This is a genomic window from Pedobacter aquatilis, from assembly GCF_032678425.1.
GTDB lineage: Bacteria > Bacteroidota > Bacteroidia > Sphingobacteriales > Sphingobacteriaceae > Pedobacter > Pedobacter aquatilis_B.
On the sequence record NZ_JAVTSG010000008.1, the window covers coordinates 148,314 to 163,729 of the forward strand.

Sequence of the window (15,416 nt, forward strand, 5' to 3'; positions counted from 1 at the left end):
TCTTAATAAGAAGCCGGGTTTTGAGTTTAAGAATTAGTGAATGTGCATTCAATCATTCAAAAATTAATCAACCTATCATTAACTATGATGCCCAGGTTAGCGCATAATTGCCTTTCGGATCTAGGTTTTTAAGGTTTTTATCGAAATCAAAAACGCTTTTTGATTTTTGGTCATTACCAACGCCAGCCATATTTGCCCAGTTACCCCAATTACTTGCCGGATTATAGTCAATCAGCTTTTCTTCGAAATAAGCAGCACCTAAAACCCAGCTTACTTCTAAATTATTAATCAGGTAAAGCGCAGCGGTTTGGCGTGCAACATTTGAGATGTAACCGGTTTGATTTAACTCTGTCATTACGGCATCAACAATTGCAAAACCAGTTTGTCCGTTTTTCCAATTTTGTAGATTTTCTGCTGTATTGGCTTCATCTACAATACCCTGACTACCAAATCCGTTAGGCTTAAAGAAGTTATTGCCATATTTTTTGAACATGAAACGGAAATAATCCCTCCAAAGTAAACCCAATAAAACATGGTTAAACATGGCCTTGGTATTCGGGAAACTTTCCATTTTCTTAATTTCCCAATAAACTTTTCTGGGTGATAAACAACCCATTGCCAACCAGGCAGAAAGTTTAGACGCCAGAATTAAATTTTTGGTAGTTGCCGCTTGCTGCATGGCAATAGTAACCTTTTGTAGGTTTGCTAAACCCTCAGCTTCACCGCCAATATATTCAAAATCAGAACGGGTATCTTTTTCGTGAATACTTAAACCCAAATCCGTTAAGGTTGGAATATTTCCCCAATCGATAACTTCAGCAACATTAACTCTATCGGGTGCTGCGAAACAAGGTTTAATAATTGCATCTCGCTCAATTTTCTTTTTAAATTGATTAAATGCATCAGGAATATCTTTTATTGGAAAAGGTAAATCTTCTTTATTGTAAAGCGTATGGCCAATAAAGTGCTTTAAATTGATGCGAAGTTTCCAAAGTCCGTTTTCTAACTGCCCTGAAATTTGAGTTTCCTCTTCTGCCACCTCGCGGTGATGATAAACCTCATTAATCTCATACTCCTGTACTAGCGCCGGAATAATATCCTCAGGTTTTCCTTCAGCAACCAGTAAATTGCCACCAATTTGATTTAAAGAGTTTCTTAATGCCGCAACACTTTCCAGTATAAATTGCGCCCTTATGCTTCCGGTTTTTTGTGTACCATATTTGGTATCACCGAAAGAACGAGAATCGAAAATATAAACGGGTAAAATTGAATCTGATTTAGTGATTGCTTCAACCAACATCTCGTTATCGTGAAGTCGAAGATCATTTCTAAACCAGACTAAAATTTTTTTAGACATCCTTATTGTAGAAATAGTATGATGAGCGTAATTACAAATTTATTGTATTTTTTCTCCGCATCAAAACCCTGTCGAATTCTTTACAAAAGCCCAACAAAATAAAATTTACTTATGGAAAAACATTAAGTAGCTCATCATTTCAATAAAATTAAACACATTGAAATATGAAACGAATTTTAATTACACTATTATTTCCACTTAGTGCTTTTGCACAACAGCAAATAAAGAGCAAAGCAGCTTTAGAAAGTGTTACCGTTTACAATAATGGCGCACAGCTTTCTCACTTTGGAAAAGTGAATCTTCCAGCCGGAACATCAGAAATCGTTATCAACAATATTTCCGGTAGGATAAATGAAAGCTCCATACAAGTTGGCGTTTCTGCCGGAGTAACCATTTTGGCAGTACAGTTTAATCGCGACTTTCTGAATTCGGATGTTGCTAATCCTGAAATAAAGTTATTAAACGACAGCATCAAAATTGTAAACACGGAGCTTACCAAAATAAAGAATGCAAAAACTGTTGAAGAACAAACTTTGGTTTTGTTGGATGAAAACAGAAAATCGGGCGGAACAAATACAGGTACAAATGTTGCAGAGCTGGTTAAACTTGCAGAATATTACCGCACAAAAAGTACCGAAGTTCGAAATGCTATTCTTGCCATTACCACTACTGAAGAGAAACAAACAAAAAAGCTAAATGCATGGCAACAACAATTGGCAGAACTACGGAATAATCCAAATCAGCAGTTAGGGCAATTGGTTTTGCAACTTATGGCCAAGGAAAATGTTAATGCAAATTACAATGTTTCTTATGTTACACCGAGTGCTACATGGTCTGCCAGTTACGACATTAAAGCGGCTAATACTTCTAATCCGTTAAGCATTGTTTACAAAGGTGCGATTATCCAAAACACAGGTTTAGATTGGAAAAAGGTTAAGCTTTCTTTATCAACCGGAAACCCGAATTATAACATCACCGCACCAACTTTAAATCCGTGGTTTGTTTCAACAAATCAACCTCAAATCAGAATCAGAGGCATGGCATCGCCTGTGGCTGATGAAAATATGCTATACGAAACGGTAGTTGTAGGATACGGTAAAGAAAAAAAACAAAATCTGGCAGCATCAGTTTCGACAGTTAACAATTTCACATCTGTAAATGAAACACAGCTAGGTGTAACCTTTGATATTGACATTCCATATGATATTAATAGTGATAACAAGCCTCATACGGTTTCGTTCAAAGAATATGATGTACCAGCAAAATATAAATATTATGCTGCTCCTCGTGTAAGTAACGATGCTTATTTATTGGCAGATATTTTGGATTGGGAAAAACTGAATCTTCAAGCCGGTAACGCAAATATTATCTTTGAAGGCACTTACACAGGCAAGTCTTTCATTAATCCGGCAAATATTTTAGATACTTTGAGCTTAAGCATGGGAAAAGATAAAAAAATTATCATCACCAAAGAAAAGCAAGAAGATTTTAGCAGTACAAAATTTATCGGCAGCAACAAAAAACAAGCTTTTACCTATTTAATTAAAATTAGAAATACTAAGAAAGAATCTGTGGAGCTGTCTTTAAAAGACCAATATCCTATTTCATCACAAAGCGATATTGAAGTTGAATTATTAGAAAGCAGCAAAGCTGAAGTAAATAAAGACACAGGCATTTTAACCTGGAATTTGACGCTTGCACCAAATGAAACCAAAACCATTAAATTAAGTTATGCTGTAAAATCGCCAAGAAATAAGGTTATTGCAGGGTTGTAAGTTAATAAGCAACTGTTCTCAACAACACGTCATCCCAACTTAATTGGGAATCTTAAAGCGGTGGGTGCATCTTTCTTTCGCATCATTCCCGCATACGCGGGAATGATGCGAAACCTCATTTAATGCAAAAACCCTTTTGTATCTTTAGTGTTGTTAAAACATGGCAAAAAAGATATTAATAACCGGAGCGACTGGCTTAGTGGGTACTGCATTAAAGAAAACGCTTTTAAGCAAAGGATATGAAGTAAAGACATTATCCAGAAAGCCTGAAAATGACGCTAATGCATACAAATGGAATGTTTACAAAGGTGAAATTGATAGCCGTAGCTTAGATAATGTTGATGCTGTAATTCATTTAGCTGGCGAGGCTGTTGCCGATAAAAAGTGGACCGATGAAAGAAAGCAGCAAATCATTGATAGTCGGGTAAAATCAACGGAACTATTATATAAAACCATTGCCACGCACAAAAATCACCAAATCAAATCTTTCATTTCTTCATCAGCTGTGGGTTATTATGGCGATTGTGGTGATGAAATTTTAACCGAAGAAAGTCCGAATGGTTTTGGCTTTTTAGCAAAATGCTGTTATCTGTGGGAAAAGTCGGTTGACGAAGGTAAAAAGCATAGCTTAAGAGTTGTAAAAATTAGGACCGGCATTGTATTAAGCAAACATGGCGGCGCATTACCTCAACTTGCATTACCTGTAAAACTATTTGCCGGGGCAGCAATTGGAACCGGGAAACAGTGGGTACCGTGGTTGCATATTGATGATATGGTTTCGATTTATATTACGGCTATCGAAAACATTAAAATGGAAGGCGACTATAATGCCTGCGCTCCTTTCCCGGTAACGAATAAAGGCTTAACCAAGGCAATTGCAAAAGAACTCATCCGACCAGTCTGGCCATTTAATGTTCCGAAAAAAGCATTGGAAATTTTGATGGGTGAAAGAACTGAAGCCATCTTAATGAGCAACAACACATCTGCACAGAAACTTTTAGATGCAGGCTATATCTTTAAATTCACCCAACTTCAGGATGCTTTAAAAGACATTTATAAAGCCTAATTTTGACCTGAAAAAATCCCAATTAAATTATAATGAAGAAACCTGTTAACATTTGTTGGTTACGCCGTGATTTAAGATTAGAAGATAATGCCGCTTTATATCATGCCTTAAAGAGCGATAATCCGGTTCTTCTGCTTTTTATTTTTGACGATAATATCTTAGCTGAGCTGCCTAAAAATGATGCAAGGGTATCTTTTATTTTTCAAACTCTTGAAGAAATTAAGAGCAAGCTTCAGTCTAAAAAGTCTGATATTTTAATTGAGTATGGAAATCCTGAAAAAATATGGCCAAAGGTTTTAAAGGAATACGATGTTGAGGAAGTTTACACTAATCATGATTACGAACCCTATGCAAAAGAACGTGATGATGCTGTTGCTGAATTTCTAACGAGTGAAAAGATTGCTTTTAAAACTCATAAGGATCAGGTAATTTTTGAAAGAGGCGAAATTTTAAAAGCCGACAAAACACCTTATACTGTATTTACTCCGTATTATAAACAATGGCAAGCAAAGCTTGAAGACTTTTACTATAAAGAATATCCAACTAAAAAATACCTTAAAAATCTTTATCAAACCGCTCAACTATCGATGCCAACATTAAAGGAAATGGGCTTTGAAAAAAGTGAGCTCAAATTCCCTGCATTGAGTTATAAAAGCAAGCTTGATGATTATGCAAAACAAAGAGATTTTCCTGCAATAAATGGAACAACCCACATTGGTTTGCATTTGCGTTTTGGAACTTTGAGCATTAGAAAAGCTGTTGCCCATGCAATTGAAGCAAAATCAAATGTTTGGTTATCGGAATTAGCCTGGAGAGAATTTTATATGATGATTCTTTGGCATTTCCCATATGCAGGTTTCGATTCATTTAAAAAGCAGTACGATAAAATTAAATGGCGCAATAACGAAAACGAATTCAAAGCCTGGTGCAAAGGTGAAACCGGATACCCATTAGTGGATGCCGGTATGCGACAATTAAATGAAACAGGCTGGATGCATAACCGGGTTAGAATGGTTGTTGCAAGTTTTCTCTCTAAGCATTTATTGATAGACTGGCGTTGGGGTGAGGCTTATTTTGCAGAAAAACTGCTTGACTATGAAATGGCGAGTAATGTTGGCGGTTGGCAATGGGCAGCAGGCTCGGGCAATGACGCTGCACCTTATTTTAGGGTTTTTAATCCAGAATTACAAGCAAAAAGGTTTGATCCAAAGTTTGAATACATAAAAAAGTGGGTACCAGAATTTGGCACAAAAAAATATGCCCAACCAATAGTTGAGCATACATTTGCACGCGAAAGAGTGCTTAAAGTTTTTAAAGAAGCGTTAGCCTAATTTTTAACGCTTACAATTTCGATATCAAAATCTAAACAAGTATTTCCTGGGATTGCAACAGCTCCCTGACTACTTCCATCTTCTCCATAAGCTAAATCTGATGGCACAAATATTCTAACCTTTGTTCCAGCTTTAAAATTTTTCAATATTTGCCAGCCCTTTATGGTTCCCGACAATTCAAATTCTACCGGAGTACCTGAAGAAGTGTCAAAAGTACTCCCGGTTAAAAATCGCCCGGTATAATTAACAGATAAAGTACTTGAATTTGATATTGGTTCAGTACCAGTACCTTGTTGTGTAACAATATACCTAACTCTTGATGCATCTTTAATTGCGGTTAAAGAATTTGCAGTTAAAAAATTATCGATTTGCAGTTCATCAATCTCATGTCTTTTTGATTGGGTATATATTCCCAACTCAACCAAAATATTTTCATTCGAACTGATATCTAAAGCTGCAATTCCGTTTCTACCAAATGCCAGGTTTGATGGAATTATCACAGATGCCTTTCCACCACGCTTTAATTTAGCAAGCACTTCACGTACTGGTGTTAAATTATAAGCAGTATTATTTATGATAAATCTATCTGTATAACCTAGAAATGTTCCTGGAATTGATAAGTTGTTTGATTGATTCAGTACCCTACCCGACAAGGTTTTAAAACTATAGGAATAAAAAACTGAATCTGAATTTTTCAAATCCGCACCTGTTCCCGGGGTAGTGATATTGTAATAATAGCCACTAACATCCTTTATCATGGTTAAATTATTCTGCCTAATGTAAGTTTGAATTGCAGCATCATCCACAACCTGAATCGTATCATTTTGTTTCTCGCAAGCTGTAAGCACTATAGCGGCTAAAAAAGCAAGTAAGAAGCCGATTTTTGTAAAGTTCTTCATTAATTATTGTACGTTTATTAATTGTATCGTAAAGTCTAAAACCGAATTTGCAGGTACCGGACCGGTTGCCTGGCTGCCATAAGCAAGTTCAGAAGGAATTATTAATCTTATTTCTCCACCTTTTTGAATTAAAGGTATTCCAATTCTCCAACCTTCTATTAGTTGAGCCAAAACGAATGTATTTTCAATTTTACCCCCATCATCTATAACTGTTCCATCTAATAATCTTCCCGTATATTTTATCGTGATTTTTGTTCCTGATGGATAAGTGGATGAACCAGTACCAGGTTTTACAATTTGATAATATAAACCAGATGAATGTTTGGTCGCTTGAATATTATTTTTCTGAATAAATTCAGTAATTTGCTTTTCTGCATCTTCATCCTTTTTACAAGAAGTAAATAAAACAGAGATTAAAAGAAAGCTTAGGGCAGTGATTTTTAAAAAATTATTCTTCATTTAATTGGCAACGTCGTTAAGTGTAATTGTAAAATCTAAAACCGAGTTAGCCGGAATACCCGTTCTCGCAATTTCTCCGTAGCCATAATATGATGGAATAAACAATCTGATTTGCCCACCTTTTTGAATGTAAGGAACACCAATTTGCCATCCCGGAATTAAAGTACCCAAAGTGAAAGTTTGTAAAGCACCTTTTGAAGCATCGAAAATAGTTCCGTTAAGTAATCTTCCTTCGTAATCTACCGTTATTTTAGTACTTGTTGCATAAGTTAAATTACCTGTTCCCGGAGCAATAATTTGATAGAAAACACCGTATTGTTCGTTTTTTAAAACTGGTATGTTGTTGGCTTTAACAAAAGCTCTAATCGCTGTTGTATCTGCTTTAAACTGCGGAACCGGATCGTACAACTCTCCAACATCCGTTTTTTTACAGGCTGCAAAGCATCCTGCAACGCAAACCATTAAGAGAAAATGTTTTATCTTAAGCATAGTTCGCAAAAATAAGCTTTTAATGTGGTTGCGGCAATTTTTAACCAAATTTAACACTCTATAAAGCAAAAAGCCCAAAGCTAAGAGATTAAGCAACCCTATTTAATCCAATTAGGCTTTTGTACCTCATTAGTTCTTACGGTTCTTTGTCTTTCAGCTTTGGTCTTTAACCTTTCAGCTTTTTAAGCTTCTAAAAAATATATTTATTCGCCTCAATCAGTTGTTGCGCAACTCTTTGGCGGGCATCTTTAACATTAAATGGTTCAACCTTAGTAAATCTACGTAAACCAACTAGCATCATGCGTTGTTCATCACCGTCTGCAAAAGCCCAAAGCGCTTCTTTACCCGCTTTTGCAACACCATCAACGGCTTCAACCAAGTAAATTCTTAATAAATCTAATTGTCCTGAACAAGCTGCTTCACCACGTATTGAAACTAATTTTTCTGTTCTAAGCAAAGCTGATTCCAATACATAAACATAACCAGCCATATCTGCAATGTTCATTAAAATTTCTTGCTCTTTACTCAAAGTCATCATTAGTTTTTGAACCGCAGCACCAGCGACCATTAAAGTTGCTTTTTTAAGGTTTGCTAAAACTTTTTTCTCCGCAGCAAAAAGTGTAGTGTCTTCTTCGCCAAAATCAGGAATGCTCATAAGTTCAGCTGCTACGGCAGTAGCAGGCGTCATTAAATCCAATTCCCCTTTCATCGCACGTTTCAGCATCATATCTACGGTAAGCAGACGATTAATTTCGTTTGTTCCTTCGAAAATTCTGTTGATTCGTGCATCACGGTACGCTCTATCCATTGGTGCATCGGCACTAAAACCCATACCACCGTAAATTTGAACACCTTCATCAACGGTGTAATCCAATGCTTCCGAACCCCAAACTTTTAAAATGGCACATTCAACTGCAAATTGCTCAACAGATTTTAATCTGGCTTTGCCTGATTCCATGCCGCCAGCAACTAAGGAGTCATAAGTATCATCGATATTTTGTCCGGCACGATAATTTGCGGCATCAACCGCATAAAGCTTCGAAGCCATTTCGGCAATTTTATAGCGAATAGCGCCATATTTAGAAATGGGTCTATCGAATTGAATACGCTCGTTCGAATAATTAATTGCCGTACTTAATGTTGCTTTCGATGCACCAATTGCCGCAGCAGATAATTTTATACGACCAATATTTAAAATGTTAACTGCAATTTTGAAACCGTTTTCTCTATCGCTTAACATATTTTCTACCGGAACTTCACAATCGTTAAAGAAAACCTGACGTGTTGAAGAACCTTTGATACCCATTTTGTGTTCTTCCGGATTCATGGTGATGCCACCAAAATCTTTTTCAACAATAAATGCGGTTAGGTTTTTATCATCATCAATCTTCGCGAAAACGATAAAAATATCCGCAAATCCACCGTTGGTAATCCACATTTTTTGCCCATTGATGATGTAATGCTTTCCATCTTCGCTCAACTTAGCTTTTGTTTTTCCGGAGTTAGCATCCGAACCGGAGTTTGGCTCCGTTAAACAATATGCCGCTTTCCATTCACCAGAACCTAATTTTGGAATGTATTTAGCTTTTTGCTCTTCATTACCATAATATAGAATTGGCAAAGTTCCAATTCCTGTATGCGCAGAAAGCGCAACCGCAAAAGAGTGACCAGCGCCTACAACGTCAGCAACTAGCATTGAAGTATTGAAATTTTTCCCGAAACCTCCGTACGCTTCCGGAACGGAAACACCAAGAATACCCAACTCTCCTGCCTTGGTTAAAAGCGTTGGCATTAATTCAGGGTCTTCCTGCTTATCAATTTTATCTAAATTCGGATAAACCTCAGCCTCTAAAAAATCGCGACAAGTTTGCGCAATCATCTGCTGTTCTTCATCAAATTCTTCAGGAATAAATACATCCTGATAAACGGTTTCTTTAATTAAGAATTCGCCGCCTTTAATTGTTTTTTTTTCCATTCTTTAGTATCTAGTAGCGAGTATCAAGTATCAAGACAGGGCTCGAAAACCAGATACCTCTAAGTTTTAATATTTTTATGTGTTGATGCGCTTACCTAAAGCGTAAACCATTTTCTGAATCTCTGTAGTTTTTTCTAAAAGATTAGCAGCAAGACTGTCATCCAAAAGTTCAAGCTTGTTTGAAATAATCAGTTGTGTTTCCAATTCAAAAGCCGAACCTTGGCTAATTGTGAGAAAGTGCTTAAATTGAGCATTACTTCCTCTGCCTGAGCCCTCCGCAATATTCGAAGAAATTGAGACTGAACATCTTTTCATTTGAGAAATTAAACCATATTTTTCATCATTTGGTAAATATGAAGCTGCTTTATAAACTTCAACCGCCAAATCAATTGACTTTTGCCAGACCTTTAAATCTTTAAAATTGTGCATGTGTTTTAATATTAAGATTTGAATAAAATATTTGGGATGACTATTTAAGGATGATGTTTTTACTCCTTGCTATTCATCTTGATACTTGATACTCATATCTTGACACTAAATTAAAACATCTCAAAAATCCCTGCTGCGCCTTGTCCTGTACCTACGCACATGGTAACCATACCGTACTTTTTATTTTGTCTTTTTAGCTCATTTAACATTTGCACCGTAAGTTTTGCGCCAGTACAACCCAGTGGGTGGCCTAACGCAATTGCACCTCCGTTTACGTTAATGATATCAGGATTCAAATCCAAGGTTCTGATAATCGCTAAAGATTGTGAAGCAAATGCCTCATTTAATTCAATTAAATCAATATCGTTTTGCGTTAAGCCTGCTTGTTTTAATGCTTTTGGTATCGCCTCAATCGGACCAATGCCCATAATTCTCGGTGGAACGCCCGCCACACCATAACTCACTAATCTGGCGATGGGCTCTGCATTTAATTCTTTCATTTTCTTTTCAGAAACCACCAAAACAAAGGCTGCACCATCAGATGTTTGAGATGAATTACCAGCCGTAACACTTCCAACGGCATCAAAAACAGGTTTCAGCTTTGCTAATTTTTCTAAAGTGGTATCTGCACGAGGACCTTCATCAGTATCTACCACGTAAGAACGGGTTTTCTTTTTTAGGTTTTCATCCAAATAATTTTCGTTGACCGTAATCGGCAAAACACCATCTTTTAAGTGACCGTTTTTAATGGCGTGAATCGCTTTTTCGTGAGATTTCAATGCAAAGGCATCTTGGTCCTCGCGGTTAACATTAAATTCTTTCGCAACAGCTTCGGCAGTTAAACCCATACCCCAATACCAATCAGGGTTATTTTTAGCAACCTCAGCATTTGGCACCAGTTTCCATCCGCCAAAAGGCATTCCGCTCATTACTTCAACACCACCAGCAATAATGCAATCGGCCATGCCAGCTTTAATTTTCGCAACTGCAGTGGCAATGGTATCCAAGCCCGATGCACAATAACGGTTAACCGTAACGCCAGGAACTTTATCTGTATCCAAACCCATCAGCGAAATCATGCGGGCAATATTTAAGCCTTGTTCTGCCTCTGGAGTAGCATTACCCACAATTACATCGTCAATTTGTTCTTTATCTAAATTCGGAACCGATGCCACCAAAGCTCTAATCACTTCTGCAGCTAAATCATCAGCTCTTGTAAAACGAAATACGCCACGGGGCGCTTTGCCCACTGCTGTACGATATCCTGCTATAATGTATGCTTCCATTTTTTAGTATCTAGTAGCTTATTAGTATTAAGTAGCGAGTATCAAGTATCAAGACAAGGCTCGAGCTTGAAAATCGCCAATATTTTATTTTAATTAATATTTAGAAAAGCAAAACCTGCATTTCATTGGTTAGGGTAATCCCGCTATCCGTTTCTCCCGATGAAAAATCGGGATCCACTTCTATCGGGTTTAAATAACCTAAGCTTGTTTACAAGCTCAAATTAACATTCCCAATTGCCGTCATTGCGAGGCACGAAGCAATCTAAAGCGGCAAACTTTAATTATTAGAGATTGCTTCGTACCTCGCAATGACGTGTAGCCTATCTAATTCCTCAACGGCTTACCCTTTGTAATAATACTTTGAATACGTTCTAAACTCTTACGTTCTCCAGCCAGCGACAAAAACGCCTCTCGCTCCAGGTCAAGCAAATATTGTTCACTTACTTCTGTTGGAGCAGATAAATCACCGCCACACATTACGTAACCTAATTTCTCAGATATCTTCTTATCGTGCTCAGAAATGTAATGACCAGCATACATACTATTTGCACCAGCGTAAACAATTCCTAAACCTTGTTTACCCAACACTTTTATATCCGTACGTTGCACGGGTTTTGTATAACCTGCATCGGCCAATTCTATTGCTTTAGCTTTTGCATCGGCCAATAAACGGTTGCGGTTCATTGAGATAGAAAATTTATCCTTTTGTAGATAACCCAATTCAAAAGCTTCATAACCAGAAGTCGAAACTTTTGCCATTCCAATTGTAAGGAAACGCTCTTTTAGGGCATTCTGAACAATCTGGTCATCTTTGTATTCATCAGAAGCACGTAAAGCAAATTCTTTTGTTCCGCCGCCACCAGGAATTACACCCACGCCAAACTCAACCAAACCCATATAAGTTTCTGCTGATAACTGAACATGGTCGGCATGCAAACTAAATTCGCAACCACCACCTAAAGTTAAATTATGAGGGGCAACTACAACGGGTATAGAAGAATAACGGATACGCATCGAAGTATTCTGGAACATGCGAATCGCCATATTCAATTCATCCCATTCTTGTTCAACAGCCATCATAAAAATCATACCCACGTTTGCACCGGCAGAGAAATTCGCCCCATCATTGCCGATTACCAACCCACGGTAATCTTTCTCGGCCATATCAATGGCTTTATTAATTCCAGAAATCACATCGCCACCAATGGTATTCATTTTGGTATGGAATTCTACATTTAAAATGCCATCGCCCAAATCAATAATGGAAACGCCAGAATTTTTCCAAAGGGTTTTATTTTCGCGGATGTTATCTAAAATGATAAAATCATCCGTTCCCGGTAAAGCTTTGTAAGATTTCGATGGAATATCATAATACTTTTTAACGCCGCCTTCAACTTTATAAAAAGAAGTATTTCCAGCATCGAGCATTTCATGAACCCAAGCCGCAGCTTTATTGCCGTATTGCTCCATCCCTTCAATTGCTTCTTTAACACTAACGGCATCCCAAAGCTCAAAAGGGCCCAATTCCCAACCGAAACCTGCACGCATAGCATCGTCAATACGGTATAATTCGTCAGAAATTTCTGGAATTCTATCCGAAACATATTCAAATAAACCGAAAGAAGAATGGCGGAATAATTCGCCTGCCTTATCTTTTCCTTTCGCAAAAATCTTCATGCGTTCGCGAAGATTTTCTACGGGCTTAGTCAATTCTAAAGTTGCCGATTTAACTTTTTGCTGAGGTTTGTATTCTAACGTTTTTAGATCCAGCGCCAGAATTTCAGTTTTGCCATCGGCAGTTTTAGTTTTTTTATAGAACCCCTGTTTGGTTTTATCGCCCAACCATTTATTTTCCTCCATCTTTTGCACATATGCAGGAAGCTTAAATAAATCATGTGCTTTATCGTCAGGGCAATTATCGTAAAGTCCTTTCGCAACTTTAATCATAGTATCTAAACCCACCACATCCGAAGTGCGGAAAGTTGCCGATTTTGGTCTGCCTAATGCTGGTCCGGTAAATTTATCAACCTCTTCTACCGTTAAATCTAGTTTCTCAACCAGATGAAGCAAAGCCATAATTGAATAAACACCTACCCGATTGGCAATAAATGCAGGCGTATCTTTACATAAAACCGTAGTCTTACCTAAAAACTTATCACCATAATGCATCAAGAAATCTACAATTTCCTGTTTTGTATGTGGTGTTGGAATAATCTCCAACAATTTTAAATAACGTGGCGGATTAAAAAAGTGTGTTCCACAGAAATGGGCTTTAAAATCATCACTTCTACCTTCAGCCATTAAATGAATTGGAATACCCGAAGTGTTTGATGTAATTAAAGTACCAGGTTTGCGGAATTGCTCAACTTGCTCAAAAACTTTTTTCTTGATGTCAAGATTTTCTACAACCACTTCAATCACCCAATCAAAACCTCCAATTTTCGACATATCATCATCGAAATTTCCGGTTTTAATTTTGTTTAATACTTTTTTAGAATAAACTGGCGACGGATTCGTTTTAACAGCCGTTTGCAAAGCTGTATTAACAATTCGGTTTTTTACCGCAGGTTTATCTAATGTTAATCCTTTTGCTTGCTCTTCTGGCAACAGTTCTTTTGGTGCAATATCTAAAAGCAAAACCTCTACACCAATATTGGCGAAATGGCAAGCAATACGCGACCCCATAATCCCTGAACCTAGAACAGCAACTTTATTAATGCTTCGTTTCATCAGTATCTATATATTATTTTCATTTATCTGATGAAACCTGTTTCAATCAGTCCCAAACTTTTGGCCTAATTCAATAACAGATTTCATATTAATCAACAGTATATGCTACAGTTATATCATTTAGTTTTATTAATAAATTGATGAACGCCTCCTTCTCTTTTTTCGTAAAATGTTCATCGAGGTATTCGTTAAATTTCCGAACAACGCCCTTGGCTAATTGTTTCTTTTCTTTTCCAAAATCGGTTAAAAAAACCTTTACCGAGCGCTTATCACCAACGGATGTTTCCCGATAAATTAAATTGGCTTCTTCCATATTATTTAACATTCTGGAAAGGCTGGTGGCTTTTACACCAAGCAATCCCGCAAGGTTTGAAACAGCAGTACCTTCTTCATCATTAATGTTGATAAGCATGTAACCGATGGCTTGGGTTATCCCAAAACTTGATGCCATTTGATTGTACTTATTAAACATGTTTTGCCATGCAAACTTAACATGGTAATCAATCGTTTGCTGTTGTTTCATTTAGTTAATTTATTATGCTTGCATAACAAAGCTAATGAATGTATTTTGTTAATGCAATAGGAAAATTGAAAATATTTGTCAAAAGATGCTTATAATTGAATCAACACAAATGAAAATGCCCTATGTTAGATTTTAGAAAGATTTGCGCCCTTCTCCTGCTTATTTTGATTGGAGGAGTTTCTTCAGCACAAGTATCTTATTTCGGAAAAGAATCCATACCCGAAGATAAATTTGCAGTGTTTAAAAAAACGACAACTCTTTTCACGTTGCAGTATAAAGACTATGCTGAGCTGGAAAAATTCGATGAAGCAATAAAAAAAAGCTGGACGATTACACCATATAAAATCATCAAACCAGAAGATTTAGCTAAATATGATACCACAGCAAATTACTCTTTCTTTTATTTTGATGCTTACAGCGAACAGTCTGAGGAAACTTCTAAAGCAAATATCGTTTATGTTTTAAAATTAGCTACTCCAGGTAAAAAGCCAAAAGAAAAAGAAGAATCTGTATTGGCTACCATAACACTTTTTGCAGACGCCTATACAAATTTGCAGGTAAATACTTTAGATGAGCAAGCTGGATCTAAGAGAGCAAAAAAATCGAGATTATTGGGAGAACTATTTAACCAGTCAAACTTTTTTAATTGGTCGCCAGGAATATTAACGGGTTATTTAAAGCAGATAAATGATGGATTAACTTCAAACAATAACAGGGTTTTAGAACTGGAGTTTTACAACAAGGTGAGATTACCTCAATTAGCAGAGCAAACGCTTTACGTTCCTGAATACATTAAGGAAGCCTTTAGTACAATAAAAAAACAAGGTGCTGTAAGTAATTACGATGCAACTACAATACAGGAGCCATATACTTATAAATTGAAGTTCGCTACATATGAGGAGTTATATAGTCTGATTTTGGATAAAAGCACCCCTATCAAATATGTAATTTATACACAGCGTGGAAACGATAAAATTATTAGTGTTTATGATAGCCGTGATTATCAAATCATCTATCAAAAATTCTCCCCTAATACCTTAAATTTTGAGATGAATGATTTAAGCAGCATTCAAAAATTAATAAAAACGATAAAATAA

Annotated in this window: 13 protein-coding genes; 4 read left to right on the forward strand and 9 right to left on the reverse strand. The window is 36.7% G+C overall.

Annotated features, from left to right (window positions below; genetic code table 11):
* Window positions 1-82: 82 nt before the first annotated feature.
* On the reverse strand, window positions 83-1,357 hold the full coding sequence (locus R2Q16_RS20085; protein WP_316739818.1) for a DASH family cryptochrome: 1,275 nt from the start codon (window positions 1,355-1,357) through the stop codon (window positions 83-85).
* A gap of 164 nt (window positions 1,358-1,521) precedes the next feature.
* On the opposite strand from R2Q16_RS20085, the gene R2Q16_RS20090 reads away from it, so the two are divergent.
* The 3 genes from R2Q16_RS20090 (at window position 1,522) to R2Q16_RS20100 (ending at window position 5,529) form a co-directional block, all read left to right on the forward strand.
* Window positions 1,522-3,132 (forward strand): DUF4139 domain-containing protein, encoded by a 1,611-nt coding sequence (locus R2Q16_RS20090; protein WP_316739820.1) that lies wholly within the window; start codon window positions 1,522-1,524, stop codon window positions 3,130-3,132.
* Window positions 3,133-3,292: 160 nt separating this feature from the next.
* On the forward strand, window positions 3,293-4,198 hold the full coding sequence (locus R2Q16_RS20095; RefSeq protein ID WP_316739821.1) for a TIGR01777 family oxidoreductase: 906 nt from the start codon (window positions 3,293-3,295) through the stop codon (window positions 4,196-4,198).
* Window positions 4,199-4,230: 32 nt separating this feature from the next.
* Window positions 4,231-5,529, forward strand: a complete 1,299-nt coding sequence (locus R2Q16_RS20100; protein WP_316739822.1) for a deoxyribodipyrimidine photo-lyase — start codon at window positions 4,231-4,233, stop codon at window positions 5,527-5,529.
* Here R2Q16_RS20100 and R2Q16_RS20105 read toward each other — a convergent pair.
* The 8 genes from R2Q16_RS20105 to R2Q16_RS20140 form a co-directional block, all read right to left on the reverse strand.
* On the reverse strand, window positions 5,526-6,428 hold the full coding sequence (locus R2Q16_RS20105) for an FKBP-type peptidyl-prolyl cis-trans isomerase (protein WP_316739824.1): 903 nt from the start codon (window positions 6,426-6,428) through the stop codon (window positions 5,526-5,528). The genes R2Q16_RS20100 and R2Q16_RS20105 overlap by 4 nt on opposite strands.
* Before the next feature lie 3 nt (window positions 6,429-6,431).
* Window positions 6,432-6,887, reverse strand: a complete 456-nt coding sequence (locus R2Q16_RS20110) for an FKBP-type peptidyl-prolyl cis-trans isomerase (protein ID WP_316739826.1) — start codon at window positions 6,885-6,887, stop codon at window positions 6,432-6,434.
* Window positions 6,888-7,376, reverse strand: a complete 489-nt coding sequence (locus tag R2Q16_RS20115) for an FKBP-type peptidyl-prolyl cis-trans isomerase (RefSeq protein ID WP_316739827.1) — start codon at window positions 7,374-7,376, stop codon at window positions 6,888-6,890.
* A 190-nt stretch (window positions 7,377-7,566) separates the two neighbouring features.
* Window positions 7,567-9,351, reverse strand: coding sequence for an acyl-CoA dehydrogenase family protein (locus tag R2Q16_RS20120; protein WP_316739828.1), 1,785 nt, complete (start codon window positions 9,349-9,351; stop codon window positions 7,567-7,569).
* A gap of 75 nt (window positions 9,352-9,426) precedes the next feature.
* Complete coding sequence (locus R2Q16_RS20125) at window positions 9,427-9,780, reverse strand: four helix bundle protein (RefSeq protein WP_316739829.1); 354 nt, start codon at window positions 9,778-9,780, stop codon at window positions 9,427-9,429.
* A gap of 110 nt (window positions 9,781-9,890) precedes the next feature.
* Window positions 9,891-11,066 carry an acetyl-CoA C-acyltransferase gene (locus R2Q16_RS20130; protein WP_316739830.1) on the reverse strand — a complete coding sequence of 392 codons (1,176 nt, stop codon included), beginning with the start codon at window positions 11,064-11,066 and terminating at the stop codon, window positions 9,891-9,893.
* Between the two features lie 324 nt (window positions 11,067-11,390).
* Window positions 11,391-13,796: a 3-hydroxyacyl-CoA dehydrogenase/enoyl-CoA hydratase family protein gene (locus R2Q16_RS20135; RefSeq protein WP_316739831.1), complete on the reverse strand. Its 2,406-nt coding sequence runs from the start codon at window positions 13,794-13,796 to the stop codon at window positions 11,391-11,393.
* 88 nt (window positions 13,797-13,884) lie between these two features.
* Entirely contained in the window at window positions 13,885-14,319 is a 435-nt protein-coding gene (locus R2Q16_RS20140) for a MarR family winged helix-turn-helix transcriptional regulator (RefSeq protein ID WP_316739833.1), read from the reverse strand.
* A gap of 122 nt (window positions 14,320-14,441) precedes the next feature.
* Between R2Q16_RS20140 and R2Q16_RS20145 the strand changes: the two genes are divergently transcribed.
* Window positions 14,442-15,416 (forward strand): hypothetical protein, encoded by a 975-nt coding sequence (locus tag R2Q16_RS20145; RefSeq protein ID WP_316739834.1) that lies wholly within the window; start codon window positions 14,442-14,444, stop codon window positions 15,414-15,416.

Bases quoted from the DNA above. Each gene is read 5' to 3' on its own strand.
- R2Q16_RS20085 (WP_316739818.1), bottom strand. From the start codon at position 1,357: ATGTCTAAAAAAATTTTAGTCTGGTTTAGAAATGATCTTCGACTTCAC.
- R2Q16_RS20090 (WP_316739820.1), top strand. From the start codon at position 1,522: ATGAAACGAATTTTAATTACACTATTATTTCCACTTAGTGCTTTTGCA.
- R2Q16_RS20095 (WP_316739821.1), top strand. From the start codon at position 3,293: ATGGCAAAAAAGATATTAATAACCGGAGCGACTGGCTTAGTGGGTACT.
- R2Q16_RS20100 (WP_316739822.1), top strand. From the start codon at position 4,231: ATGAAGAAACCTGTTAACATTTGTTGGTTACGCCGTGATTTAAGATTA.
- R2Q16_RS20105 (WP_316739824.1), bottom strand. From the start codon at position 6,428: ATGAAGAACTTTACAAAAATCGGCTTCTTACTTGCTTTTTTAGCCGCT.
- R2Q16_RS20110 (WP_316739826.1), bottom strand. From the start codon at position 6,887: ATGAAGAATAATTTTTTAAAAATCACTGCCCTAAGCTTTCTTTTAATC.
- R2Q16_RS20115 (WP_316739827.1), bottom strand. From the start codon at position 7,376: ATGCTTAAGATAAAACATTTTCTCTTAATGGTTTGCGTTGCAGGATGC.
- R2Q16_RS20120 (WP_316739828.1), bottom strand. From the start codon at position 9,351: ATGGAAAAAAAAACAATTAAAGGCGGCGAATTCTTAATTAAAGAAACC.
- R2Q16_RS20125 (WP_316739829.1), bottom strand. From the start codon at position 9,780: ATGCACAATTTTAAAGATTTAAAGGTCTGGCAAAAGTCAATTGATTTG.
- R2Q16_RS20130 (WP_316739830.1), bottom strand. From the start codon at position 11,066: ATGGAAGCATACATTATAGCAGGATATCGTACAGCAGTGGGCAAAGCG.
- R2Q16_RS20135 (WP_316739831.1), bottom strand. From the start codon at position 13,796: ATGAAACGAAGCATTAATAAAGTTGCTGTTCTAGGTTCAGGGATTATG.
- R2Q16_RS20140 (WP_316739833.1), bottom strand. From the start codon at position 14,319: ATGAAACAACAGCAAACGATTGATTACCATGTTAAGTTTGCATGGCAA.
- R2Q16_RS20145 (WP_316739834.1), top strand. From the start codon at position 14,442: ATGTTAGATTTTAGAAAGATTTGCGCCCTTCTCCTGCTTATTTTGATT.